This window comes from Rhodoferax sp., assembly GCF_030653815.1.
GTDB lineage: Bacteria > Pseudomonadota > Gammaproteobacteria > Burkholderiales > Burkholderiaceae_C > Rhodoferax.
Window position 1 is genome coordinate 58,576 of the sequence record NZ_JAURYQ010000037.1, and the last position, 24,140, is coordinate 82,715.

Sequence of the window (24,140 nt, forward strand, 5' to 3'; positions counted from 1 at the left end):
CGAATCCCTCATGAAAGCGATTGAAATCACCAGCTTTGGCGCCCCGGACGTGTTGCGTCTGGCAGAGCGTCCCGTGCCGCTTGCAGGCCCGGGGGAGTTGCGCATTCGCGTGACTGCCAGTGGCATCAATCGCCCGGATGTGTTGCAGCGCCTGGGCCTGTACCCGGTGCCACCGGGTGCGTCGGACATTCCCGGGCTCGAAGTCGCCGGGGTGATCGACCAGGGTGACGCCGGGGAACTGGCCGCTGCTGGGCTGCAGCTGGGTGACCGGGTGTGTGCTTTGGTGACGGGTGGTGGTTACGCACAATGGTGCGTGGCCCCGATAGGGCAATGTTTGCCGGTGCCTGCCGGTCTGACGGATGTCGAGGCGGCGAGTCTGCCCGAGACCTTCTTTACGGTCTGGAGCAACCTGATGGACCGGGGCCACCTGGTGGCCGGTGAGACGGTGTTGATCCAAGGCGGTACCAGCGGCATCGGCGTGACGGCGATCCAGTTGGCCAAGGCCTTGGGTGCGCGTGTGTTTGCGACCGCGGGCAGTGATGAAAAGTGTGCGGCTTGTCTGGCCTTGGGGGCGGATGCCGCCATCAACTACAAGACGCATGATTTTCAGACCGAGGTGGCCCGGCTGACCGATGGTCAGGGTGTCGATGTGATCCTGGACATGGTGGCAGGTGATTATGTGGCCAGGGAAGTGCAGAGCTTGCGCGAAGATGGCCGGCTGGTCATCATCGCCGTGCAAGGGGGCACCAAAAGTGAATTCAACGCGGGTCTGGTGCTGCGTCGCCGCCTGACGGTGACGGGGTCCACCTTGCGGCCACGCCCGGTGGCTTTCAAGGCGGCGATTGCGCAAGCCTGTTTGAAGTCGGTGTGGCCGATGCTGGCGTCTGGCCAGATCAAGCCGGTGATTCACAGTGTGTTTGATGCCGTTGAGGCGGCCAGGGCACACGCCCTGATGGAAACCAACCAGCATGTTGGAAAAATTGTTTTGACATGGGAAAAAGCATGAAAAAGAAGCTGATCGCAGGCAACTGGAAGATGAACGGCAGCCTGGCTGCCAATGAAGCCTTGCTCAAGGCCTTGTTGGCGGGCGTGGGCCAACCTGCCTGTCAGGTTGCCGTCTGTGTGCCCGCTGTGTATCTGGCGCAATGTCAGGCCTTGCTGGCGGGGGGCGTGATCGAGCTCGGCGCACAAGACGTTTCCGCGCACGAGAGTGGTGCCTACACCGGTGAAATTGCGCCCGCCATGCTCAAGGAGTTTGGCGCGCGTTATGTCATCGTGGGGCATTCGGAGCGACGCCAGTACCATGGCGAAACCGATGAACTGGTGGCGGCCAAGGCGCAGCGCGCACTCAGCGCCGGCATCACGCCGATTGTGTGCGTCGGTGAAACCCTGGCAGAACGTGAAGCCGGTCATACTGAAGAGGTCGTCAAGCGTCAATTGGCCGCGGTGATTCACACCAACGGCCATTGCATCAGCGAAGTGGTCGTGGCGTATGAACCCGTGTGGGCGATTGGCACCGGGCTTTCTGCCACTGCAGAGCAGGCCCAGCAGGTACACGCCGTGTTGCGGGCGCAGTTGAAGGCGGCGTCGCCCAACGCGGATCGCATTCCCCTGCTTTATGGCGGCAGCATGAACGCAGCCAATGCCAAGAGCCTGTTGGCGCAAGCCGACATTGACGGTGGCCTGATTGGCGGTGCCGCACTCAAGGCGCCTGATTTTCTGACCATCATTGCGGCTGCCTCCTGATTCAGGGCGTCGCAAATTATTTATTCTGGAGTTGATTTATGAATGTTTTATTGACAGTGATGTTGGCGGTACAAATGATTTCCGCCATAGCCATGGTGGCCTTGATTCTGGTGCAGCACGGCAAAGGCGCTGACATGGGTGCGGCCTTTGGCAGCGGGGGTTCTGGCAGTCTGTTTGGTGCCAGCGGCAGCGCCAATTTCCTGTCTCGCACGACCGCCGTGTTGGCGACCTTGTTCTTCGCCAGCACCTTGATGTTGGCTTACTTTGGTTCAGTGCGTCCGGCCGCCAGTTCGGGCAGCGTGCTTGAAAACACAAGCTTGAATGCACCGGTTCCAGCGGCCTTGCCGCCGCTTCAGGCAGCATCCGGTGCCGGGCAAATTCCAGCCAAATAATTGCTGATGAAAATGCCTTCTCCTCAGGGAATGTGAGGGGATTTCAGGGTAAACTCTATGTTGACCGGTTGCGGTAAAGGTGTAGAGACACCGGGCAGTTAACCGGTTTGCAAAAACAGCCGTCGTGGTGAAATTGGTAGACACGCTATCTTGAGGTGGTAGTGGCGAAAGCTGTGCGAGTTCGAGTCTCGCCGACGGCACCATTCAACATGTTTGACGCAGATCAAGGCGTCAAACAGTCCATTGAATACACTGAAGAATATGAACATTGAACAATATTTACCAGTCCTTCTTTTCATTCTGGTAGGCATTTCGGTCGGTGTCATGCCTCAGGTCATTGGTTATATTCTTGGCCCCAATCGGCCAGATGCAGCAAAAAATTCCCCCTATGAATGCGGTTTCGAAGCTTTCGGCGATGCCCGGATGAAATTCGATGTTCGTTACTACCTGATTGCCATTCTTTTTATTTTGTTCGATCTGGAAACGGCCTTGCTGTTTCCGTGGGCCATCGCGCTCAAGGAGCTCGGACTGGTGGGCTTTTTGGTGGGTCTGGAAATTGTGACCATTCTGACCATTGGCTTTGTTTACATGTGGATCAAAGGCGCCCTCGATTGGGAGTAAGACGATGATTGAAGGTATTCTCAAAGAGGGTTTTGTCACCACGAGCTACGACTCTGTGGTGAACTGGGCCAAGACCGGCTCTGTCTGGCCCATGACGTTTGGTTTGGCCTGCTGTGCGGTTGAAATGATGCATGCTGCCGCAGCGCGTTATGACATCAGCCGTTTCGGTGCCGAGGTGTTTCGGCCGAGTCCGCGCCAGTCCGACCTCATCATTGTGGCGGGCACCCTGACCAACAAAATGGCGCCTGCTTTTCGCAAGGTGTATGACCAGATGGCCGAGCCGCGCTGGGTGATCAGCATGGGCTCTTGCGCCAATGGGGGTGGCTACTACCACTACAGTTATTCGGTGGTGCGAGGCTGTGACCGCATTGTTCCGGTCGACGTGTATGTGCCTGGCTGTCCGCCCACGGCAGAAGCGTTGATTTACGGGATCATCCAGTTGCAGCGCAAGATTCGCCGCACGCAAACGATTGCTCGCACTTAAAGGGTCCACGATGACTGTGTATGCTGTAAACCCACACACGCTCAAAACGCAGATCGATGCGGCTTTGGGTGATCTGGTCAAGAGTAGCGTGGTGGCGCTCGATGAACTCACGGTGGTGGTGGATGCTGCCAATTATTTCCAGGCGGCCCAAATTCTTCGCGACCACCCTGCTTGCTGCTTTGAGCAAATGGTGGATTTGTGCGGTGTGGATTACCTGACCTACAAAAACGAAACCTGGCCTGGTCCAAGGTTTTGCGTGGTGTTGCACCTGCTGTCGGTGAGTCTGAACCAGCGTGTGCGACTGAAGGCCTTTGTGCCTGATGACCTGGCGCCCGTCATGCCGTCAATCTGCGGGCTTTGGAGCGGCGCCAACTGGTTTGAGCGTGAAGCCTTCGATTTGTTTGGCATTGTGTTCGAAGGTCATGATGACCTGCGCCGCATCCTGACCGATTACGGTTTTATTGGTCACCCCTTCCGCAAGGACTTCCCCATGCTGGGCAATGTGGAAATGCGCTACGACGCAGAGCAAAAACGTGTGGTCTACCAGCCGGTCACGATCGAGCCGCGCGAAATCACACCACGCATCATCCGTGAAGAGAACTACGGAGGCCCTGCTAACTAGCAGTTTGACACATGGCTGATATCAAGAACTACACCCTGAACTTTGGTCCGCAGCACCCGGCTGCGCACGGCGTCTTGCGCTTGGTGCTGGAGCTCGATGGCGAGGTCATCCAGCGCGCCGACCCGCACATCGGCCTGCTGCATCGTGCCACCGAAAAACTTGCCGAGAGCAAGACCTACATCCAGGCCCTGCCTTACATGGACCGTCTCGACTACATGTCGATGATGTGCAATGAGCAGGCCTATTGCCTGGCCATTGAAAAAATGCTGGAACTTGACGTGCCCTTGCGGGCCCAGTACATCCGCGTCATGTTTGCCGAAATCACGCGCCTGCTCAACCACTTGCTGTGGGTTGGGGCGCACGCCATCGACTGCGGCGCCATGACGGTCATGCTGTTTGCCTTCCGTGAACGTGAAGACCTGCTGGATATCTACGAGGCCGTCAGTGGCGCCCGCATGCACGCAGCCTATATCCGCCCGGGCGGTGTCTACCGTGATCTGCCTGACACCATGCCGCGCCATTCGCCCAACAAGATTCGCAGCGCCAAATCCACCGATGCGCTGAACCGCAACCGTGATGGCAGCCTGCTGGATTTCATTGACGACTTCACCCGGCGCTTTCCCACATACCTGGCCGAATACCACACACTGTTGACCGACAACCGCATCTGGAAGCAGCGCACCGTTGGCATTGGTGTGGTCACGCCTGAGCGTGCCCTGAACCTCGGTTTTACCGGCCCCATGCTGCGCGGTTCAGGCATTGCCTGGGACCTGCGTAAAAAGCAGCCCTACGAGGTTTATGACCAGCTTGACTTTGATATTCCGGTGGGCAAGACCGGCGACACCTACGACCGTTATCTGGTGCGCATGGAAGAGATGAAGCAGTCCAACCGCATCATCAAGCAGTGCGTCGACTGGCTGCGTGTCAACCCGGGTCCGGTCATCACCGACAACCACAAGATTGCACCGCCTGACCGTGAGTCCATGAAATCCAACATGGAAGAACTGATTCACCACTTCAAGCTGTTCACTGAAGGTTTCTCGGTGCCCGAAGGCGAGGCTTATGCGGCCATTGAGCATCCGAAAGGCGAGTTTGGTATCTACCTCATCAGTGACGGTGCCAACAAACCTTACCGCCTCAAGATTCGCCCGCCGGCTTTTGTGCATCTCGCCGCTCTTGACGAGATGGGCAAGGGCCACATGATTGCCGATGCGGTGGCGATCATTGGAACGATGGACATTGTGTTTGGGGAAGTTGACCGATGATTTCTGAAGAATCCAAAGCGCGCTTCGCCAAAGAAGTTGCAAAGTACCCGGCTGATCAAAAGCAGTCGGCGGTGATGGCTTGTTTGACCATCGTCCAGCAGGAGTTGGGCTATGTCAGCGCCGAGAGCGAACAGCTGGTGGCGGACTACCTGGGCATGCCGGCCATTGCGGTGCACGAGGTCACCAGCTTTTACAACATGTACAACCAGCAACCGGTGGGCAAGTACAAGCTCAACGTCTGCACCAATTTGCCGTGCCAGTTACGCGATGGCGGCAAAGCCATGGCCCACCTGAAAGAAAAATTGGGTGTCGACAACAACCAGACCACGGCTGACGGCCTGTTCACCTTGCAGCAGTGCGAGTGCCTGGGTGCCTGCGCCGACTCGCCTGTGATGCTGGTCAATGACACCACCATGTGCAGTTTCATGAGCAATGACAAGCTCGACCAATTGGTTGACGGTTTGCGTGCAGCCGAGGTGAAATCATGAACGTGCAACACCTTCTGGCACAGTTCGAGGCCACCGGCAAGGAAACCGCATTTCACAATCGGCACATCAAGCCCCAAATTTACGCTGGTTTGAACGGTGACAACTGGCGTTTGAAAGACTACGAGGCGCGCGGTGGCTACCAGGCTTTGCGCAAGGTGCTGGGTCTGGACGGTGGTGCCGGCCTGACACAAGACCAGGTGATTGCCACGGTCAAGGAATCGGCACTGCGCGGACGCGGTGGTGCGGGTTTCCCGACCGGCCTCAAATGGAGTTTCATGCCGCGCCAGTTCCCGGGCCAAAAATACCTGGTGTGCAACTCGGACGAGGGTGAGCCCGGCACTTGCAAGGATCGCGAGATCATGCAGTACAACCCGCATATCGTGATTGAAGGCATGATCATTGCGGCCTACGCCATGGGCATTTCTGTCGGCTACAACTACATCCACGGCGAGATTTTCCAGACCTACCAGCGCTTTGAGGAAGCCCTCGAAGAAGCGCGTGCGGCGGGCCTGTTGGGTAACAACATCCTGGGCAGCAGCTTCACTTTCCAGTTGCATGCGGCGCACGGGTTTGGCGCCTACATTTGCGGCGAAGAAACCGGTTTGCTGGAGTCGCTTGAAGGCAAAAAGGGTCAGCCCCGCTTCAAGCCGCCGTTTCCCGCCAGTTTTGGTCTGTACGGCAAGCCCACCACGATCAACAACACAGAAACCTTTGCGGCGGTGCCCTGGATCATCCGCAACGGCGGCCAGGCCTATGTGGATTGCGGCAAGCCCAACAACGGTGGCACCAAGATCTACTCGGTCAGTGGCGATGTCGAATTGCCAGGCAACTATGAAGTGCCGATGGGCACGCCTTTTGCCGATCTCCTGGCGCTGGCTGGCGGTGTTCGCAAGGGCCGTCAGCTCAAGGCTGTCATTCCCGGTGGCTCATCGTCACCGGTGCTGCCTGGTGCGGTCATGATGGACTGCACCATGGACTATGACTCCATTGCCAAGGCCGGCTCCATGCTGGGTTCCGGTGCGGTGATCGTGCTGGACGACTCGCGCTGCATGGTCAAGAGTCTGCAACGCCTGAGCTACTTCTACATGCACGAGTCCTGCGGCCAATGCACGCCTTGCCGTGAAGGCACGGGGTGGCTGTCGCGCGTGGTGGATCGCATCGAAATGGGCCACGGCAAGACCTCGGATCTTGAGTTGCTGAATTCGGTGGCTGAGAACATCCAGGGCCGCACCATTTGCGCGCTGGGTGACGCGGCTGCCATGCCGGTGCGTGCCATGCTCAAGCATTTCATGCCTGAATTTGAATACCATGTGGCCCACAAGACCTGCATGGTTCCTGCTTACGTTTGAGCGAGTCCCACAATGATTGAAATTGAACTCGACGGTCAGAAGGTCGGTATCGCAGAAGGCAGCACTGTCATGCACGCGGCCGAGAAAGCGGGTACCTTCATTCCGCATTTCTGCTACCACAAGAAACTCAGCATTTCGGCGAATTGCCGTATGTGCCTGGTGGACATCGAAAAGATGCCCAAGCCCATGCCTGCCTGTGCCACACCCGTGACGCAAGGCATGGTGGTGCACACCAAAACTGACAAGGCCATCAAGGCCCAGCAGTCGGTGATGGAATTCCTGTTGATCAACCACCCGCTGGATTGCCCCATCTGCGACCAGGGCGGTGAATGCCAGTTGCAGGACATTGCGGTCGGTTATGGCGCCTCGGCTTCCCGTTACGAAGAAGAAAAACGCGTCGTTCCGGTCAAGGACGTCGGCCCGCTGATCTCCATGCAGGAAATGACGCGTTGCATTCATTGCACCCGTTGCGTGCGCTTTGGCCAGGAGATCGCCGGCGTCATGGAACTGGGCATGTCGCAGCGCGGCGAGCACTCGCAGATCGAGACCTTCCTCGATCACACCATCGACTCCGAATTGTCGGGCAACATGATCGACATTTGCCCGGTCGGCGCCCTGACCAGCAAGCCCTTCCGCTACAGCGCCCGCACCTGGGAATTGTCGCGTCGCAAGTCGGTCAGCCCGCATGACTCGACCGGCGCCAACCTGATCGTTCAGGTCAAGAACAACCGCGTCATGCGCGTCGTGCCATTTGAGAATGAGGCCGTCAATGAATGCTGGATTGCCGACCGGGATCGCTTCTCCTACGAAGCCCTGAACGGCGAGGACCGCTTGACCACGCCCATGATCAAACAAGGTGGTCAATGGAAGCCGGTCGATTGGCCAACCGCGCTGGAATACGTGGCCAACGGCCTGAAACAAATCAGTGCCGAGCACGGCGCTTCCAGTCTGGGCGCTCTGGTGAGCCCACACGCCACGCTCGAAGAGTTGCACCTGTCGGTCAAGCTCATGCAAGGTCTGGGCAGCAACAACATCGACCACCGCCTGCGCCAAGCCGAGTTCACTGTGGCAGAGGGTGTGCGCTATCTCGGTACCCCAATCGCGTCCTTGTCAGAACTACAAAGCGTTCTGGTGATTGGCTCGAACCTGCGCAAGGATCATCCGTTGTTTGCCCAACGCATTCGCCAGTCGGCGCGTAAAGCCTGTGTGGTCAGCGCCATCACTTCGGGCCATGACGATTGGGCCTTGCCTGTGGCCAACCTGGTGCAGTTGCCGGCAGGCCAGTGGGTGCAAGCCCTGGCTTCGGTTGCTGCCGCTGTGGCCGCTGAAAAGGGCATTGCGCCACCCGTCGCTGCTGCCGCGAATGATGTCTCCTTGGCTATTGCACAGGGCTTGCTGACCGGTGAGCGCAAGGCGATTTTGCTGGGCAACGGCGCGGCGCACCATGCGCAGGCCTCCAGTTTGCTGGCACTGTCGCAGTGGTTGTCTGAGCAGACCGGTGCCAGCTTTGGTTACCTGACCGAAGCGGCCAACACCGTCGGTGCCCAACTGGTGGGTGCCGAGCCCGGACTGGGCGGTTTGCATGCCGGCCAAATGCTTGGCGGCGCGCTCAAGGCGGTCCTATTGTTGAACACCGAGCCTGAGTTCGACTCGGCAGCCGGAGCCCAGGCGGCTGCGGCACTCGGCAAGGCCCAGATGGTGGTGTCCTTGAGCCCCTTCAAAGCCAACATGGCGTTTTGCGACGTGATGTTGCCGGTCTCACCGTTCACCGAAACCTCGGGGACCTTTGTCAATGCCGAAGGTCGCGCGCAAAGTTTCCATGCCGTCGTGCAGCCGCTGGGAGAAACCCGTCCGGCCTGGAAGGTGCTGCGTGTTTTGGCCAACATGCTTGAGGTGCCCGGCTTTGACTTCAGCTCGTCAGAAGAAGTTCTCCGTGGCATCGCCGGTCTGACGAAGGGGGATGCGCTTCAGGTGTCCGCCGATCGACTCAGCAACCGCACCACGGCTGGGATCAAACCAAACGGTGAAGCTGGTGCGCCAGTGGTCGCAGGTATTTATCAACTGGATGGCATCGTGCGCCGCGCTCCTGCGCTGCAGCTCACGGCTGATGCACGAGCCGCTGGAACCCAGGAGGTGGCAGCATGAGCGACTTCGTATTCAATTTCGGCCAGGGACTGCTCGCGGCACCCTGGTGGGCAGCGATCGCTTGGCCAACCATCTGGGCATTGATCAAAGTCACTGTGGTCCTGATGATTGTGATGGGGGCCGTGACCTATGCCACCCTGTGGGAGCGCAAGTTGCTGGGCTGGGTGCAGATTCGCCTCGGTCCGAATCGCGTGGGTCCCTGGGGTCTGTTGCAGCCGATTGCAGATGCCTTGAAGCTGATGACCAAGGAGATCGTGCGGCCGGCCAAGTCTGACAAATTCCTGTTTTACCTCGGACCCGTCATGACCGTGGCACCGGCTCTGACGGCCTGGGCGATCATTCCGTTCGGTCCCGAGGTTGCGGTCGCCAACCTGAATGCGGGCTTGCTGTTTTTCATGGCCATCGCGTCCATGGAAGTGTATGGCGTCATCATCTCGGGCTGGTCATCCAACTCCAAGTACGCGTTTCTGGGCGCACTGCGCGCTTCCGCGCAAATGGTGAGTTACGAGATCGCCATGGGTTTTTGTCTGTTGATCGTGCTGATGGTGTCGGCCAGCCTCAATATGACCGACATCGTGATGGGGCAGGGCAAGGGCTACTTCGCCGACATGGGTCTGACCTTCCTGTCCTGGAACTGGCTACCCTTGTTGCCGATCCTGGTCGTGTTCTTCATTTCCGGTCTGGCTGAAACCAACCGCACACCTTTCGACGTGATCGAAGGCGAGTCCGAAATCGTTGCGGGTCACATGGTTGAATACTCGGGCATGTCTTGGGCCATGTTCCAGATGGCGGAGTACGCCAGCATCTGGATCCTCTCGATCATGTCCGTGACCCTGTTTTTTGGTGGCTGGATGGCGCCCATCGACAGCGCCTTGTTCAACTGGATCCCGGGCTGGATCTGGCTCGGCATCAAGACTTTTTTCATGATGACCCTGTTCATCTGGGTGCGGGTCACCTTCCCCCGTTTCCGCTATGACCAGATCATGCGTTTGGGCTGGAAAGTCTTCATCCCGGTGACCTTGGTGTGGCTGGTGGTGGTCGGGGTGTGGATGCAGACCCCGTGGAACATTTGGAAGTAATTCGAGCTGTTTATGACTACCCCAACTTTAAATACTGTTGCCAAGCCGACTGCAGGCGCCTTCTCGCTGAAGGACTTTCTGTCGAGCTTCATGCTGGTCGAACTGCTCAAGGGCATGCGTCTCACTGGCAAATATGCTTTTCGCAGCAAGATCACGCTGGAGTACCCCGAGGAAAAAACGCCCTTGTCGCCGCGTTTTCGTGGTCTGCACGCCTTGCGACGCTACGAGAACGGCGAAGAGCGCTGCATTGCCTGCAAGCTGTGTGAAGCTGTTTGCCCGGCGATGGCCATCACCATTGAATCCGAGGTGCGAGATGACGGCTCGCGCCGCACCAGCCGCTACGACATTGACCTGACCAAGTGCATTTTTTGCGGCTTCTGCGAAGAAAGTTGCCCGGTCGATTCGATCGTTGAAACCCACATTCTTGAATACCACGGTGAAAAGCGGGGCGACCTCTATTTCACCAAGGAAATGCTGCTGGCTGTTGGCGATCGGTTCGAGACCGAAATCGCTGCCAACAAGGCGGCTGACGCCAAGTTCCGTTGACCATTTAGAAAGATAAATTAACTATGGATGTCAAGACGGGTCTGTTTTACTTTTTTGCGACCGTGCTGTTGCTGGCGGCGTTTCGTGTGATCACGGCGCGCAATCCGGTTCACGCGGTGTTGTTCCTGGTGCTGGCGTTTTTTCAGGCGTCCATGATCTGGATGCTGCTTGAAGCCGAATTTTTAGCGATCACGCTGGTGCTGGTGTATGTGGGTGCCGTGATGGTGCTGTTCCTGTTTGTGGTGATGATGCTCGACATCAACCTCGACGGGGTGCGTGAAGGCTTCTGGAAGCATTTTCCGCTGGCAGCTGTCGTTGGTGTATTCATCATTGTGGAAATGTCGGCTGTGTTGTTGGCAGGCTTCCCGAACAGCGATGCCCCGGCAGTCATGACCGGGCTGGGTCAGGCTGTGGCCGCGACGACCAACACCAAGGCCCTGGGCCTGTTGATGTACACCCATTACCTGTACCCACTCGAGGTGGCTGCCGCCATTTTGCTGGTGGGCATGATCGCCGCCATTGCGCTGACCTTGCGCCATCGCAAGGACATCAAGGCGATTGATCCCGCAGATCAGGTTCGTGTGAAATGGGCCGATCGCCTGGTGGTGGTCAAGCTCGATGCCACTCAAGCCGCACCAGTGGCGCCGGCCGTCGAGACCACGTTGGAGGAGAAGAAAGCATGACGCTCACCTTAGGTCACTATTTATCGCTGGGGGCGATCCTGTTTGCGCTCTCCGTGATTGGCATTTTTCTCAATCGAAAAAATCTCATTGTGTTGTTGATGGCCATCGAGTTGATGCTGTTGGCAGTGAATACCAACTTTGTCGCGTTTTCGCACTATCTGGGCGACCTGAACGGACAGATTTTTGTTTTCTTTATCCTGACCGTGGCTGCGGCCGAGGCGGCCATTGGCCTGGCCATCCTGGTGCTGTTGTTCCGTCTTAAATCCAATATCAATGTGGACGAACTCGATTCGCTGAAGGGTTAACAAAAATGAGTCAAACCCTTTCTTCCTCGACCCTGCTGGTCGTTGCCCTGGCCCCGCTGGTGGGGGCCCTTGCCGCCGGTATCCTCGGCACCAAGTTTGGTGGCAACGTGATCGGGCGCCGCCTGTCGCATTCGGTGACCATTCTGGGTGTGTTGCTGTCCTTTGTGCTGTCCGCCATGACACTGCAAAGTGTGGTCGTTGATGGCGCCCGCTTCAATGAGACCATCTACACCTGGATGGTGGTGGGTGGCCTCAAGATGGAGATCGGTTTCCTGGTCGACGGCCTGACCGCCATGATGATGTGCGTGGTGACCTTTGTTTCCTTGATGGTGCACATCTACACCGTGGGTTACATGGAGGAAGACGAGGGCTACAACCGCTTCTTTGCCTATATCTCCTTGTTCACTTTCTCGATGTTGATGCTGGTCATGAGCAACAACATGCTGCAGTTGTTCTTTGGCTGGGAAGCCGTGGGCTTGGTCTCTTACCTGTTGATCGGTTTCTGGTTCAACAAACCCACCGCCATTTTTGCCAACATGAAAGCATTCCTGGTGAATCGGGTCGGTGACTTTGGTTTTATTCTTGGGATCGGTTTGCTCGCGGCCTACACCGGGTCGCTCAACTACAGCGAGGTGTTCGCGCAGTCGGGTGAATTGGCCAAATTGAGCCTGCCCGGTACCGACTGGATGCTGATCACCGTCATCTGTGTCTGCCTGTTCATTGGCGCCATGGGCAAGTCGGCCCAGTTCCCGCTGCATGTCTGGTTGCCGGACTCGATGGAGGGCCCCACCCCTATTTCTGCCCTGATCCACGCTGCCACCATGGTGACCGCGGGCATCTTCATGGTAGCGCGCATGTCGCCGCTGTTTGAACTCAGTGACGCCGCGCTCAACTTTATCCTGATCATTGGCGGCATCACGGCCTTGTTCATGGGCTTCCTTGGCATCATCCAGAACGACATCAAACGCATCGTGGCGTACTCCACGTTGTCGCAGCTGGGTTACATGACGGTGGCGCTGGGGGCATCGGCCTATTCGGTGGCCGTGTTCCATCTGATGACCCACGCCTTTTTCAAGGCCTTGTTGTTCCTTGCTGCCGGCTCGGTCATCATGGGGGTGCACCACAACCAGGACATCCGCTGGATGGGTGGCCTGCGCAAGTACATGCCCATCACCTGGCTGACCTGTCTGCTCGGTTCACTGGCCCTGATTGGTACCCCGTTCTTCTCGGGTTTTTACTCCAAGGACGAGATCATCATGGCGGTGCACGCCAGCCAGTTGCCCGCCGCCGGTTTTGCCTACTTTGCGGTGCTGGCGGGTGTTTTCATCACGGCCTTCTACTCGTTCCGTCTCTACTTCCTGGTGTTTCATGGCAAGGAACGTTTCGATCAGAATCCTGATGCGCACCACGGCCATCACGACCATGGACACCATGGCCATGACAGCAAGCCGCACGAGTCGCCCTGGGTGGTGACCGTGCCCTTGATCCTGCTGGCCATTCCTTCGGTCCTGATCGGTTTCTTCACCATCGGCCCGATGCTGTTCGGTGACTATTTCAAGGACGCGATTTTTGTCAATGCGGAAATCCACCAGGCCATGAAATTGCTGGGCGAAGAGTTCCACGGCCCGGTCGCCCTGGCGCTGCACGGCTTCATGGCTGCACCTTTCTGGCTGGCTTTGGCCGGTGTGGTGAGTGCTTACTACATGTACATGGTCAACCCGGCCCTGCCTGCAGCCATCAAACGCCGTGTCATGCCGATCTACATCCTGCTTGAAAACAAGTACTACATGGACTGGTTCAACGAAAACGTGCTGGCCCCTGCCGCGCGCGGCTTGGGCGTGGCGCTGTGGAAGGTGGGTGACCAGGCTGTGATTGACGGTGCTGTGGTGAACGGTTCCTGGCGCATCGTGGGCTGGGTTTCTGGCGTGGTTCGAAAAATCCAGACCGGTTACCTGTACGACTATGCGCTGACCATGGTCCTGGGTATCTTTGTTCTGATGACGTATTTCGTCTGGCTCAAATAGGAGAAAACTAAAAATGGGTTTGCTGAGCCTGGCTATTTGGACACCGATTGCCTTCGGTGTGTTGTTGCTGGCACTTGGTCGTGATGACCAAGCGCGGGCAGTTCGTTGGATTGCGCTGATCGGAGCGGTCGTGAGTCTGCTGGTGACCTTGCCGCTTTACACACGTTTCGATTTGTCAACTGCTGCCATGCAGTTTGTTGAAAAAGCGCCCTGGATCGAGCGTTTCAACATCAACTACCACCTCGGTATTGATGGTATTTCCGTGTGGTTCATCCTGCTGACGGCCTTCATCAACGTGATTGTGGTGATCGCCGGCTGGGAAGTCATTACCAAGCGGGTCAACCAGTACATGGGCGCCTTCCTGATCCTGAGCGGACTCATGATCGGTGTCTTTTGTGCCATCGATGGCATGCTGTTTTACGTCTTCTTCGAGGCCACGCTGATCCCGATGTACCTGATCATCGGTATCTGGGGCGGTCCCAACAAGATTTACGCGGCATTCAAGTTCTTTCTGTACACCTTGCTCGGCTCCTTGTTGATGCTGATCGCCCTGATTTACCTCTACAACACGGCAGGCGGCAGCTTCGACTTGCTGACCTGGCACAAACTGCCGCTGGGGCAGACAGCGCAGACCTTGTTGTTCTTTGCCTTCCTCGCCGCCTTTGCCGTCAAGGTGCCGATGTGGCCGGTGCACACCTGGTTGCCTGATGTGCACGTGGAGGCGCCCACCGGTGGCTCTGCCGTGCTGGCCGCCATCATGCTGAAGCTGGGTGCCTATGGTTTCCTGCGGTTTTCCATGCCGATCGCACCCGATGCGGCTCATGAGTGGTCGGGCCTGATGATTGGCCTGTCGCTGGCGGCCGTCATTTATGTGGGGCTGGTGACCATGGTGCAACGTGACATGAAGAAGCTGGTGGCTTATTCGTCGGTGGCGCACATGGGTTTTGTCACCTTGGGCTTTTTCCTGTTCAATGACCTCGGCGTGGCCGGCGGCATTGTGCAAATGATTTCCCACGGTTTTGTTTCGGCAGCCATGTTCCTGGCCATTGGCGTGTTGTACGACCGTGTCCATTCCCGCGAGATATCAGCCTACGGCGGTGTGGTCAACACCATGCCCAAATTCACGGCCTTTGCCCTGTTGTTTGTCATGGCCAACGCCGGCCTGCCGGGAACGGCGGGTTTTGTCGGTGAGTGGATGGTGATCCTGGGCTCGGTCAAGGTGAACTTCTGGATCGGCATGGCCGCCGCCAGTGCGCTGATCTTCGGTGCCGCCTATTCACTCTGGATGTTCAAGCGGGTGTACCTGGGCCCGGTCGCCAATGACCATGTCAAGCACCTGAAGGACATCAACGCGCGTGAGTTCCTGTTCCTGTCATTGCTGGCCATTTCCATCCTGTACATGGGGGTGTATCCCAAGCCGTTTACCGATGTGATGGACGTGTCCGTGGCCGAGCTGCTGAAGCATGTGGCCGTGACGAAATTGAACTGATCAGTCCGTACTGACAACTTTGAGATAAGAGATACCTATGATTGACAAAATCAGTTTGATCGCGGTTTATCCAGAAATAATCCTGCTGGTCATGGCCTGCGTGATTCTGCTGTTCGACTTGAGCGTCAAGAGCCGCACACGCACCGCCACCTATGTGGCGACCATGCTGACGCTGGCCGTGGTCGCGGCGCTGCAGGCCAATTACGCTTTGTCCAACCAGACCATTTATGGTTTTGGCAACATGATCGTCAGTGACGTCATGGGCAACTGGCTCAAGTGCTTTGCCACGCTTGCGGTCATGGTGACGCTGGTTTACGGCCGCCATTACGCGGCCGAGCGCGACATGCTGCGCGGCGGCGAACTCTTCAGTCTGGGCTTGTTTTCCCTGCTGGGCATGTTTGTCATGATCTCGGGCAACAACTTCCTGGTGCTCTACATGGGCATTGAACTGTTGACCCTGTCCAGCTATGCCCTGGTGGCGCTGCGCCGCGATCACCTGCAATCGGTCGAGGCGGGCATGAAATATTTTGTGCTCGGTGCGCTGGCATCCGGTTTCCTGCTGTACGGCATGTCCATGTTGTACGGCGCCACTGGCACGCTCAATTTGCAAGAGGCCATGGCCGCCATTCAATCGGGTCAGGTCAAGCAACAGGTGCTGGTCTTCGGGCTGGTCTTTGTGGTGGCCGGACTGGCGTTCAAGTTGGGTGTGGTGCCGTTTCACATGTGGATCCCCGACGTTTACCAGGGCGCACCCACGGCCATTACCCTGATGATTGGTGGCGCCCCGAAGTTGGCCGCCTTTGCCGTGATGATTCGTTTGTTGGTGGAAGGTCTGATGCCTTTGTCGGTCGATTGGCAACAAATGCTCATGTTGCTGGCGATTGCCTCACTGGCTGTCGGTAATCTGGCCGCCATTGCGCAGACCAACATCAAGCGCATGCTGGCTTTTTCGACCATTTCCCACATGGGCTTCGTGCTCATCGGCATGATGTCCGGCGCCGTCAGCGGGCAGCCGGAAGCCGCTGCCAACGCGTACGGCTCGTCCATGTTTTATGTGGTGTCTTATGTGCTGACCACCCTGGTCAGTTTCGGCATCATTTTGCTGTTGTCGCGCAACGGTTTCGAGAGCGAGGAAATCTCCGACTTTGCCGGCCTCAACCAGCGCAGCCCGTTCTATGCGGCGCTCATGGCGGTGTGCCTGTTCTCCCTGGCGGGTATCCCGCCCATGATCGGGTTTTATGCCAAGCTGGCGGTGTTGCAGGCCCTGTTGGCATCGGGTGGCACGCTGCCACTGGTGCTGGCCGTTTTTGCCGTCATGATGTCGCTGATTGGCGCCTTCTATTACCTGCGCGTGGTCAAGGTTATGTACTTTGACGCCCCCACCGGCACCGCCGGGGAAATTTCCTCGCCGTTTGAAGTGCGTGCCGTGCTGTCTCTCAACGGTGCCCTGCTGCTGGTGTTGGGCATTGTGCCGGGCGGCCTGATGGCGCTGTGTGCCAATGCCGTGGCGCAGATGCTGGTCAACTGATCGCCTCAGTTCTCCTGTCGCATCGTCAGGCCATGGACCAAGCTGAGTTTGGCCATCTGGTCGAAAAAAAGTCAGCCAGTTCCGAGCTTTTCAAGGGCCGACTCCTTCACGCGTTCCGTGATGAAGTCATTTTGCCAAGCGGCAAGGTGGCCACGCGGGAGTATGTGGTGCACCCCGGCGCCGTCATGGTGGTTCCCCTGCTCGAAGACGCTCATGGCCACCTGCAGGTCGTGCTGGAGCGCCAGTTCCGCTACCCCGTGGGCCGGGTCATGATCGAGTTCCCTGCCGGCAAGCTCGACCCGGGTGAGGACTGTTTTGCCTGTGCGCAACGTGAGCTGCGCGAGGAAACCGGTTTCAGTGCCAGCCAGTGGGCTCATGCCGGGGTATTGCACCCGCTCATCTCCTATTCCACAGAATTCATTGACATCTGGTTTGCCCGTGGCCTGCGTGCCGGCCAGCGCAAACTCGACGATGGTGAGTTTCTGGATGTGTTCACGGCCACGCCGGCCGAGTTGCTCGATTGGTGCCGCGCGGGCGTGGTGACCGACGGCAAGACGCTGACCGCCGCACTGTGGCTGCAAAACGTGATCTCGGGCGCTTGGGCGCTTGACTGGCACGAAGGGGTCTGATCGGGATGTGGCCTGATGGCACAGGTCATGTGATTCTTGCATATGTAGATGAATCGGGCACCAAGCTGCCCCATGGCTTCGCTTTGTCTTCCTAGAATCAGTGGTGTCCAAAGCCATTAACCGGAGACCTGCATGACCCATGCCGCCCTTGCCGACCTGCGCAGCTACACCCTGGAAATCGCCGCCGCCCCTGCGCTGGCGGACTTCGTGTCAGCCTACTTCGACAATACCGATCCCGATGAATTGCAGCAACGTGGTTCAGCCACGCTGCTGGCTTTGGCTGCGGCGCACTGGCATTTGCTGGACGCTTCGCCCAATGTCGCTGGCGAGCGTATTCGCGTCTACAACCCCACGTTGGCCGAAGACGGTTTTGACAGTGAGCAGACGGTCATTCAGATTGTTCACGATGACATGCCCTTCCTGGTGGACTCGGTCACCATGGCGATCAATCGCAGTGGCCGCATGGTGCACTGGATTGTTCACCCGCTGCTGGCGCTTGAGCGCGATGCCGATGGCAAGGTCGCCAAAACCCTCTTGGCCCGGCAGGACGCAGGCCACAAGCAAGCTATTTCCTCCCTGATTCTGGTCGAGTGCGACCGTATTTTGCTGGCGGCTGACCGTGACCAGCTCGCTGCCGAGTTGGCGCAAGTGTTGCGTGACGTCAGCGCCGCGGTCACCGATTGGGCGCCCATGCTGGCGCACTTGCAAGCGGTGCGGGAGGCCTCCGCCAGTTCGCCCTTGTCGGCCAAGGGGCAACAGGAGGGGCTGGAATTTCTGCGCTGGCTTGAGTCGCAGCATTTCACCTTTTTGGGTGCACGCGACTACCAGTTGCTGCGTGAGGAGGATGGGGTCAAGCTGGTCGCCGTGCCTGAGTCCGGTTTGGGCATTTTGCGTGGCGAGCCCAAAACACCCGTCAGCCGGCTGCCTTTGGATGCGCTCGAGTTTCTCGACTCCGACCAGTTGGTGCTGGTGACCAAGGCCATGACGCGCGCCACCGTGCACCGCCCAGCCTGGCTGGATTGCCTGACGGTCAAGCGTTTCGATGATGCCGGCAAGGTGATGGGTGAAGCACGTTTTCTTGGGCTTTACACGTCCAAGGCCTACGCGGCTGCGGTGGCTGACATTCCGCAAATCCGGCGTCGCGCTTCCGATGTGATGGCGGCTGTGGGCGTGTTGCCAGAAAGCCATGCGGCCAAGTCGCTGCAGACCATTCTGAACACCTACCCGCGCGACGAGTTGTTCCAGGTCGACACCGCCACGCTGACCGAGCATGCGCTGGGCATCTTGCGCCTGCAGGAGCGCCAGCGGGTACGGGTATTCCTGCGCCGTGATCCCTTTGGCCGTTTCACGTCGGTGCAGGTCTTTGTGCCGCGAGACCGTTACAACACCGAGCTGCGCTCCAAAATCGGCCATGAACTCAGCCGGGCGCTGGATGGCCAGTCGATCGAGTTCACTCCAACGCTCACCGACAGCCCGCTGGCCCGCATTCACTACACCGTGCGTGCCCGCCAACAGGCACCGCGCAACGTTGACGTGTCGGCGCTTGAGCTTCGCATTGCCCAACTGTCGCAGCGCTGGGAAGATGATTGCAAGCAAGCCTTGCTGCACATTCATGGCGAGAGCCAGGGCCTGGCTTTGGCGGCGCGCTTTGCCGACAATTTTCCGGCGGCCTACCAGGAAGACTTTTCTGGCCGCATGGCGGCCGATGATGTGCAGGTGCTGGCCACCCTGTCGGCCGAGCGGCCCATGGCGGTGCGGCTGTACCGCCCGCTCGACAGCGCGCCCGGCATGGTGCGTTTCAAGATTTTCAGCCGCACCAAGGTCGCGCTGTCCGACTCGCTGCCGGTGCTGGAACGCATGGGTGCCCGCGTGCTCGACGAGCATCCCTACCAGCTGCGCCCGGCGGCGTCGGGTGCCGCTGCCACTGAGGACTGGATCCACGACCTGGGCCTGCAACTGCCGCCCGAAATCGACTTTGCCTTGGTGCGCGAGCGTTTTGAGAGCTTGTTTGTGCAGGTCTGGTGCAAGACGCTTGAAAGCGACGACCTCAACAAACTGGTGCTGGTGACCACGCTTGATGCCCGCGCGATCGACGTCCTGCGCGCTTACACGCGCTACTTTACCCAGCTCAATTTTCCTTACAGCCAGAGCTACCTGGAGGCGGCCCTGTACAAGAACGCCGCGTCGGCACAAGCCCTTGTCGAGTTGTTTGTGGCCCGCTTCGATCCAGCCAGGGGGCAGGATCGCGATGCGCTGCAGGCCACCGTGGGCGCCACCCTTGACGCGCAATTGAGCGCTGTGGCCAGCCTCGATGAGGACCGTATCCTGCGCCAGTACCACCGCAGCATCCTCGCCACTGTGCGCACCAACGTGTGGCAAACCACGCCCGCCGGTGACTACAAGCCCTGCATGAGCTTCAAGTTCAGGTCGCATGACGTGCCCGGCATGCCCGCACCCATGCCATTGTTTGAAATCTGGGTGTATTCGCCGCGCGTCGAAGCCATTCACCTGCGCATGAACAAGGTGGCGCGTGGTGGCCTGCGCTGGTCGGACCGGCGCGAAGACTTCCGTACCGAAATTCTGGGCCTGGTCAAGGCGCAGCAGGTCAAAAACACCGTGATCGTGCCGGTCGGCTCCAAAGGTGGCTTCGTCCTGAAAAATCCGCCCGCTGCCGCTGACCGCGAAGCCTATCTGGCCGAGGGCATTGCCTGCTACAAGCTGATGCTCTCAGGCATGCTGGATGTGACCGACAACCTGGTCAAGGGCGAGGTGGTGGCGCCCCACAAGGTGGTGCGTCACGACGTGGACGACCCCTACCTGGTGGTGGCCGCAGACAAGGGCACCGCCAGTTTTTCCGACACGGCCAACAGCGTCTCGGCCGACTACGGCTTCTGGTTGGGTGACGCCTTCGCCTCGGGCGGCTCGGTGGGCTATGACCATAAAGAGATGGGCATCACCGCACGCGGTGCCTGGGAGTCGGCCAAGCGCCATTTCAGGGCCTTGTCGCACGACATCCAGACCACGCCATTCACGGTGGTCGGCATTGGCGACATGTCGGGTGATGTGTTTGGCAACGGCATGCTGCTGTCCACCCAAATCAAGCTGGTGGCCGCGTTTGACCACCGGCACATCTTCATCGACCCCGCGCCGGATGTGGCGCGCAGTTTTGCCGAGCGCCAGCGCCTGTTCCATTTGCCGCGCTCCAGTTGGGACGACTACGACCGCAGCGTCATGTCCGAAGGCGGCGGCATTTACCCGCGTGCGGCCAAGTCGATCCACTTGTCTGCGGCAGCGCGTGAGGTGCTGGGCATCGAGGCGCAGGAGCTGTCGCCCAGCGATCTGATCCATGCCCTGCTGCAAGCCCCGGTCGACATGCTCTACAACGGCGGCATCGGCACTTACGTCAAGTCCTCGCAAGAGAGCCATGCGCAGGTCGGTGACAAGGCCAGTGACGCGTTCCGGGTCAATGGCGGGCAACTGCGCTGCAAGGTGCTGGTGGAAGGCGGCAACCTGGGCTGTACCCAATTGGGGCGCATCGAGTTTGCCCAGGCTGGTGGCCTGATCTACACCGACGCCATCGACAACTCGGCCGGCGTCGATTGCTCCGACCACGAGGTCAACATCAAGATTTTGCTGGACCGCGTGGTGGAGGCGGGCGACCTCACGCTCAAGCAGCGCAATGACCTGCTGGCCTCGATGACCGAGGAGGTCGGGCACCTGGTGCTGGCGGACAACTATTACCAGTCCCAGGCGCTGGATGTGGCCTGCCACCGGCCCTTGTATGTGCTGGGCGGCCAGCAGCGCCTGATCCAGTGGCTTGAGGGGGCAGGGCGCCTGAACCGGGCCATCGAGTTTTTGCCGAGCGACGAAGAATTTGTGCGCCGTCGCTCACTCAAGCAGGGCTTGACGGCACCCGAAGGCGCGGTGGTGCTGGCTTATGCCAAGATGTCGGTGTTTGACGACCTGCTGGCCAGCAACTTGCCCGATGATCCGTATTTCAGCCGTGTCCTCAAGGCTTATTTCCCCAAGGCATTGAGCGAAAAGTTTGCCGACGCCATCGACCAGCACCCGCTCAAGCGCGAGATCATTGCGACCTATGTGGCCAACACCGTGGTCAATCGCAGCGGTGCCACCTTTGTGAACTTTTTGGCGGCCGAAGCGGCTGCCAACACGGCGGATGTGGTGCGGGCCTACACGCTGGCGCGGGAAATTTTTGACCTGGAACCCTTGTGGGACCAGATCGACGCGCTCGACGGTGTGGTGGCCAGCACCCTGCAGCTGGACCTGTTGGGCAAGCTCATCGCCATTGCACAGCGTGCCTCGCGCTGGATGCTGCGCGCGCGCTCCAAAGCCGCCGACCTGCCCACCCTGATCGCACGTTACCAACCCGGTGCCCGTGAGCTGCGTGCCAATCTGGAAAACTGGTTGCCCGCCAGTGCCTTGGCCAGCTGGGAGCAGGCCACGCAGCAACTGGAGCAGGCGGGGGTGGCACCGGAGTTGGCGCGTAAGCTCAGCGCGCTGGAATTCATCTTCCCGGCGCTCGACCTGGTCGACCTGACCGAGCAGGCCAACACCACGCTGGCGCAGGCCGCGCAGACCTATTTTGGGGTTGAAAGCGTGCTTGGTTTGAGCGCCTGGCGTGCCCAGATCAACCGCCTGCCCACCGACAGTCTGTGGCAAACACAAGCCCGGGGCAGCGCGCGCGAAGACGTGTATGCCATTGCCAACCAGATCAGCCTGAGCGTGCTGCAGCACTTTGACGGCGTGCCAACCTGGTCAGAGGCCCATGCCGCCAGCATCGAGCGCCTGTGCAAATTGCTGCGAACCATCAGCACGCAGGGGGCTGACCTTGCACCGGTGTCGGTGGCACTGCGCGAGTTGCGTCACTTGGCCTGAACGCCTTCTAATTAGTTGGGGTCAGAGCACGTCGCTTTGCGAGTGGTCTGACCCGCAAGGATTAGTCATTGTTGAACTGCAGCGCTGCCAGGTCGGCGTAGAGCCCACCGGCGGCCAGCAGCTCGGCATGGGTGCCCTGTTCCACCACCCGTCCCTGGTCCAGCACCACGATGCGGTCGGCCTTGATGACGGTGGCCAGGCGGTGCGCAATGACCAGGGTGGTGCGCCCGCGCATGGCTGACTCCAGTGCGGCCTGCACCATGCGTTCGCTTTCGGCATCCAGCGCGCTGGTGGCTTCGTCGAGCAGCAACAGCGGCGGGTTTTTCAGCATGGCGCGCGCAATGGCAATACGCTGGCGCTGGCCGCCACTCAGGCGCACGCCGCGCTCGCCCAGAAAAGTGTCATAGCCCTGGGGCAGGGCGCTGATGAACTCGTCGGCAAAAGCCGCTTGGGCCGCCGCCTTGACCTCGGCGTCGCTGGCCTCGGGCTTGCCGTAACGAATGTTTTCCAGCGCGCTGCTGGAGAAAATCACCGCGTCCTGCGGCACGATGCCAATGCCATGGCGCAACTCCGTCAGGGCCATGTCACGCGTCGGCACGCCGTCCTTGAGCACGCGTCCGGTGACCGGGTCGTAAAAGCGCAGCAGCAACTGAAACACGGTGCTCTTGCCCGCACCACTGGGCCCGACCAGCGCCACGGTCTGGCCCGGGGCAATGTCCAGAGAAAAATCAGTCAGTGCTGCCTGCATTGGGCGCGACGGGTAGTGAAACGTGATGTGCTCAAACCTGACTTCACTGCCCGCCAGCGGCACCGGAGCCGCCGTGGGATGCGGCGGTGACGTAATGGAAGACTGGCTGCCCAGCAACTCCATCAGCCGCTCGGTGGCACCGGCCGCGCGCAACAGGTCGCCATAGACCTCTCCCAAAATGGCAAAGGCGCTGGCCAGAATGATCACGTACAGCACGGTTTGCCCCAAGTGCCCGGCACTGATGCGCCCGGCCATCACCGCCTGCGTGCCCTGGTACAGACCCCACAGCAGCGCCGCCGACGTGGCGATGATGATGAACGCCACCAGAAAGGAGCGCGCCCTTGAGCGGCGCACCGCCACCTTGAACGCGTTGTCGGTCGCGTGGTTGAAGCGCGCTGCCTCGCGCGCCTCTGCCGTGTAACTTTGCACCACCGGAATGGCGTTGAGCACCTCGGCGGCAATGGCGCTGGCGTCGGCGGCCCGGTCCTGGCTGGCGCGTGACAGCTTGCGCACCCGCCGGCCAAACCAGGCTGCGGGCAACACAATCAGCACCAGCACACCCAGCACCTGCACCATCACCATCGGGTTGGTCCAGACCAAAATGCCCAGCGCACCCATACCCATCACCAGATTGCGCAGCCCCATGCTCAGGGACGAACCCACCACGGTCTGCACCAGCGTGGTGTCGGCCGACAAGCGAGACAGCACCTCGCCAGTCTGCGTGGTCTCGAAAAACGCCGGGCTTTGCTGCAGCACATGGCCATACACGGCATTGCGCACATCGGCGGTGATGCGTTCGCCCAGCCAGCTCACCATGTAAAAGCGCGCCGCAGAAAACAACCCCAGCGCCACCGCCACGGCAAACAGCGCCACAAAATGCTCGCGCAAGGCCATCACCTGCGCACCCCGGTCGGTCTGCACCAGGCCGCCGTCAATCAGGCTGCGCAAGGCCAGCGGAAAAGCCAGCGTGGCCATGGCGGCCAGCACCAAGAACAACAGCGCCAGGCCGATGCGGCCACGGTACGGCTTCAGGAAAGGCAACAGACCGGAGAGCGATTTGGGGTTGCCGGGTTTGGGGGAGGGGGTGGTCATGAAGTACAG

Annotated in this window: 20 protein-coding genes and 1 tRNA gene; 20 read left to right on the top strand and 1 reads right to left on the bottom strand. The window is 59.4% G+C overall.

The genetic code is table 11. The features are described 5' to 3' along the window. Nucleotides 1–10: 10 nt before the first annotated feature. The 20 genes from Q7U49_RS13560 to Q7U49_RS13655 all read left to right on the top strand — a co-directional run bounded on the left by Q7U49_RS13560 (nt 11) and on the right by Q7U49_RS13655 (nt 22,291). The gene (locus Q7U49_RS13560) at nt 11–1,006 is read left to right on the top strand and encodes an NAD(P)H-quinone oxidoreductase (protein ID WP_304764804.1); all 996 of its coding nucleotides are present in this window, start codon (nt 11–13) and stop codon (nt 1,004–1,006) included. After that, nucleotides 1,003–1,746 carry a triose-phosphate isomerase gene (tpiA, locus tag Q7U49_RS13565; RefSeq protein WP_304764805.1) on the top strand — a complete coding sequence of 248 codons (744 nt, stop codon included), beginning with the start codon at nt 1,003–1,005 and terminating at the stop codon, nt 1,744–1,746. The genes Q7U49_RS13560 and tpiA overlap by 4 nt, the downstream gene beginning before the upstream one ends. A 38-nt stretch (nt 1,747–1,784) precedes the next feature. Beyond that, nucleotides 1,785–2,138, top strand: coding sequence for a preprotein translocase subunit SecG (gene secG / locus Q7U49_RS13570; protein WP_304764806.1), 354 nt, complete (start codon nt 1,785–1,787; stop codon nt 2,136–2,138). Nucleotides 2,139–2,256: 118 nt separating this feature from the next. Then, nucleotides 2,257–2,341, top strand: a tRNA-Leu gene (locus Q7U49_RS13575). Nucleotides 2,342–2,399: 58 nt separating this feature from the next. After that, nucleotides 2,400–2,759, top strand: coding sequence for an NADH-quinone oxidoreductase subunit A (locus Q7U49_RS13580; RefSeq protein WP_304765203.1), 360 nt, complete (start codon nt 2,400–2,402; stop codon nt 2,757–2,759). Between the two features lie 4 nt (nt 2,760–2,763). Next, nucleotides 2,764–3,243 carry an NADH-quinone oxidoreductase subunit B family protein gene (locus Q7U49_RS13585; RefSeq protein WP_296494100.1) on the top strand — a complete coding sequence of 160 codons (480 nt, stop codon included), beginning with the start codon at nt 2,764–2,766 and terminating at the stop codon, nt 3,241–3,243. Nucleotides 3,244–3,253: 10 nt separating this feature from the next. Beyond that, on the top strand, nt 3,254–3,865 hold the full coding sequence (locus Q7U49_RS13590) for an NADH-quinone oxidoreductase subunit C (protein ID WP_304764807.1): 612 nt from the start codon (nt 3,254–3,256) through the stop codon (nt 3,863–3,865). Nucleotides 3,866–3,876: 11 nt separating this feature from the next. Then, nucleotides 3,877–5,130, top strand: coding sequence for an NADH-quinone oxidoreductase subunit D (locus Q7U49_RS13595; protein ID WP_304764808.1), 1,254 nt, complete (start codon nt 3,877–3,879; stop codon nt 5,128–5,130). After that, nucleotides 5,127–5,618 carry an NADH-quinone oxidoreductase subunit NuoE gene (gene nuoE, locus Q7U49_RS13600; protein ID WP_304764809.1) on the top strand — a complete coding sequence of 164 codons (492 nt, stop codon included), beginning with the start codon at nt 5,127–5,129 and terminating at the stop codon, nt 5,616–5,618. Before Q7U49_RS13595 ends, nuoE begins: the two co-directional genes overlap by 4 nt. Then, a complete protein-coding gene (nuoF, locus tag Q7U49_RS13605) occupies nt 5,615–6,967 on the top strand; it encodes an NADH-quinone oxidoreductase subunit NuoF (RefSeq protein ID WP_304764810.1) in 1,353 nt (450 codons plus the stop codon). The genes nuoE and nuoF overlap by 4 nt, the downstream gene beginning before the upstream one ends. 12 nt (nt 6,968–6,979) lie before the next feature. Next, nucleotides 6,980–9,112: an NADH-quinone oxidoreductase subunit NuoG gene (gene nuoG, locus Q7U49_RS13610; protein WP_304764811.1), complete on the top strand. Its 2,133-nt coding sequence runs from the start codon at nt 6,980–6,982 to the stop codon at nt 9,110–9,112. Continuing rightward, nucleotides 9,109–10,191, top strand: a complete 1,083-nt coding sequence (gene nuoH / locus Q7U49_RS13615; protein WP_304764812.1) for an NADH-quinone oxidoreductase subunit NuoH — start codon at nt 9,109–9,111, stop codon at nt 10,189–10,191. Before nuoG ends, nuoH begins: the two co-directional genes overlap by 4 nt. Before the next feature lie 12 nt (nt 10,192–10,203). Then, complete coding sequence (gene nuoI / locus Q7U49_RS13620) at nt 10,204–10,737, top strand: NADH-quinone oxidoreductase subunit NuoI (protein ID WP_304764813.1); 534 nt, start codon at nt 10,204–10,206, stop codon at nt 10,735–10,737. Between the two features lie 23 nt (nt 10,738–10,760). Next, nucleotides 10,761–11,420 (top strand): NADH-quinone oxidoreductase subunit J, encoded by a 660-nt coding sequence (locus Q7U49_RS13625; RefSeq protein ID WP_304764814.1) that lies wholly within the window; start codon nt 10,761–10,763, stop codon nt 11,418–11,420. Then, the gene (gene nuoK / locus Q7U49_RS13630) at nt 11,417–11,725 is read left to right on the top strand and encodes an NADH-quinone oxidoreductase subunit NuoK (RefSeq protein WP_304764815.1); all 309 of its coding nucleotides are present in this window, start codon (nt 11,417–11,419) and stop codon (nt 11,723–11,725) included. Before Q7U49_RS13625 ends, nuoK begins: the two co-directional genes overlap by 4 nt. Nucleotides 11,726–11,730: 5 nt before the next feature. Then, the gene (gene nuoL / locus Q7U49_RS13635; RefSeq protein ID WP_304764816.1) at nt 11,731–13,749 is read left to right on the top strand and encodes an NADH-quinone oxidoreductase subunit L; all 2,019 of its coding nucleotides are present in this window, start codon (nt 11,731–11,733) and stop codon (nt 13,747–13,749) included. A 13-nt stretch (nt 13,750–13,762) separates the two neighbouring features. Further along, nucleotides 13,763–15,238, top strand: a complete 1,476-nt coding sequence (locus Q7U49_RS13640) for an NADH-quinone oxidoreductase subunit M (RefSeq protein WP_304764817.1) — start codon at nt 13,763–13,765, stop codon at nt 15,236–15,238. A 37-nt stretch (nt 15,239–15,275) separates the two neighbouring features. Next, nucleotides 15,276–16,766, top strand: coding sequence for an NADH-quinone oxidoreductase subunit NuoN (nuoN, locus tag Q7U49_RS13645; protein WP_304764818.1), 1,491 nt, complete (start codon nt 15,276–15,278; stop codon nt 16,764–16,766). A gap of 32 nt (nt 16,767–16,798) precedes the next feature. Further along, entirely contained in the window at nt 16,799–17,395 is a 597-nt protein-coding gene (locus Q7U49_RS13650) for an NUDIX domain-containing protein (protein ID WP_304764819.1), read from the top strand. A gap of 132 nt (nt 17,396–17,527) precedes the next feature. Beyond that, nucleotides 17,528–22,291 (top strand): NAD-glutamate dehydrogenase, encoded by a 4,764-nt coding sequence (locus tag Q7U49_RS13655; RefSeq protein WP_304764820.1) that lies wholly within the window; start codon nt 17,528–17,530, stop codon nt 22,289–22,291. A gap of 61 nt (nt 22,292–22,352) precedes the next feature. Here the strand turns inward: Q7U49_RS13655 and Q7U49_RS13660 are convergent, their stop codons facing one another. Beyond that, entirely contained in the window at nt 22,353–24,131 is a 1,779-nt protein-coding gene (locus tag Q7U49_RS13660; protein ID WP_304764822.1) for an ABC transporter transmembrane domain-containing protein, read from the bottom strand. Nucleotides 24,132–24,140: the final 9 nt, after the last annotated feature.

Coding starts and splice junctions, on each gene's coding strand:
- Q7U49_RS13660 (WP_304764822.1), bottom strand. CDS start 24,131: ATGACCACCCCCTCCCCCAAACCCGGCAACCCCAAATCGCTCTCCGGT.
- Q7U49_RS13585 (WP_296494100.1), top strand. CDS start 2,764: ATGATTGAAGGTATTCTCAAAGAGGGTTTTGTCACCACGAGCTACGAC.
- nuoK (WP_304764815.1), top strand. CDS start 11,417: ATGACGCTCACCTTAGGTCACTATTTATCGCTGGGGGCGATCCTGTTT.
- Q7U49_RS13650 (WP_304764819.1), top strand. CDS start 16,799: ATGGACCAAGCTGAGTTTGGCCATCTGGTCGAAAAAAAGTCAGCCAGT.
- nuoF (WP_304764810.1), top strand. CDS start 5,615: ATGAACGTGCAACACCTTCTGGCACAGTTCGAGGCCACCGGCAAGGAA.
- nuoN (WP_304764818.1), top strand. CDS start 15,276: ATGATTGACAAAATCAGTTTGATCGCGGTTTATCCAGAAATAATCCTG.
- Q7U49_RS13655 (WP_304764820.1), top strand. CDS start 17,528: ATGACCCATGCCGCCCTTGCCGACCTGCGCAGCTACACCCTGGAAATC.
- Q7U49_RS13590 (WP_304764807.1), top strand. CDS start 3,254: ATGACTGTGTATGCTGTAAACCCACACACGCTCAAAACGCAGATCGAT.
- Q7U49_RS13595 (WP_304764808.1), top strand. CDS start 3,877: ATGGCTGATATCAAGAACTACACCCTGAACTTTGGTCCGCAGCACCCG.
- nuoL (WP_304764816.1), top strand. CDS start 11,731: ATGAGTCAAACCCTTTCTTCCTCGACCCTGCTGGTCGTTGCCCTGGCC.
- tpiA (WP_304764805.1), top strand. CDS start 1,003: ATGAAAAAGAAGCTGATCGCAGGCAACTGGAAGATGAACGGCAGCCTG.
- nuoI (WP_304764813.1), top strand. CDS start 10,204: ATGACTACCCCAACTTTAAATACTGTTGCCAAGCCGACTGCAGGCGCC.
- nuoG (WP_304764811.1), top strand. CDS start 6,980: ATGATTGAAATTGAACTCGACGGTCAGAAGGTCGGTATCGCAGAAGGC.
- nuoE (WP_304764809.1), top strand. CDS start 5,127: ATGATTTCTGAAGAATCCAAAGCGCGCTTCGCCAAAGAAGTTGCAAAG.
- Q7U49_RS13625 (WP_304764814.1), top strand. CDS start 10,761: ATGGATGTCAAGACGGGTCTGTTTTACTTTTTTGCGACCGTGCTGTTG.
- Q7U49_RS13580 (WP_304765203.1), top strand. CDS start 2,400: ATGAACATTGAACAATATTTACCAGTCCTTCTTTTCATTCTGGTAGGC.
- Q7U49_RS13640 (WP_304764817.1), top strand. CDS start 13,763: ATGGGTTTGCTGAGCCTGGCTATTTGGACACCGATTGCCTTCGGTGTG.
- Q7U49_RS13560 (WP_304764804.1), top strand. CDS start 11: ATGAAAGCGATTGAAATCACCAGCTTTGGCGCCCCGGACGTGTTGCGT.
- nuoH (WP_304764812.1), top strand. CDS start 9,109: ATGAGCGACTTCGTATTCAATTTCGGCCAGGGACTGCTCGCGGCACCC.
- secG (WP_304764806.1), top strand. CDS start 1,785: ATGAATGTTTTATTGACAGTGATGTTGGCGGTACAAATGATTTCCGCC.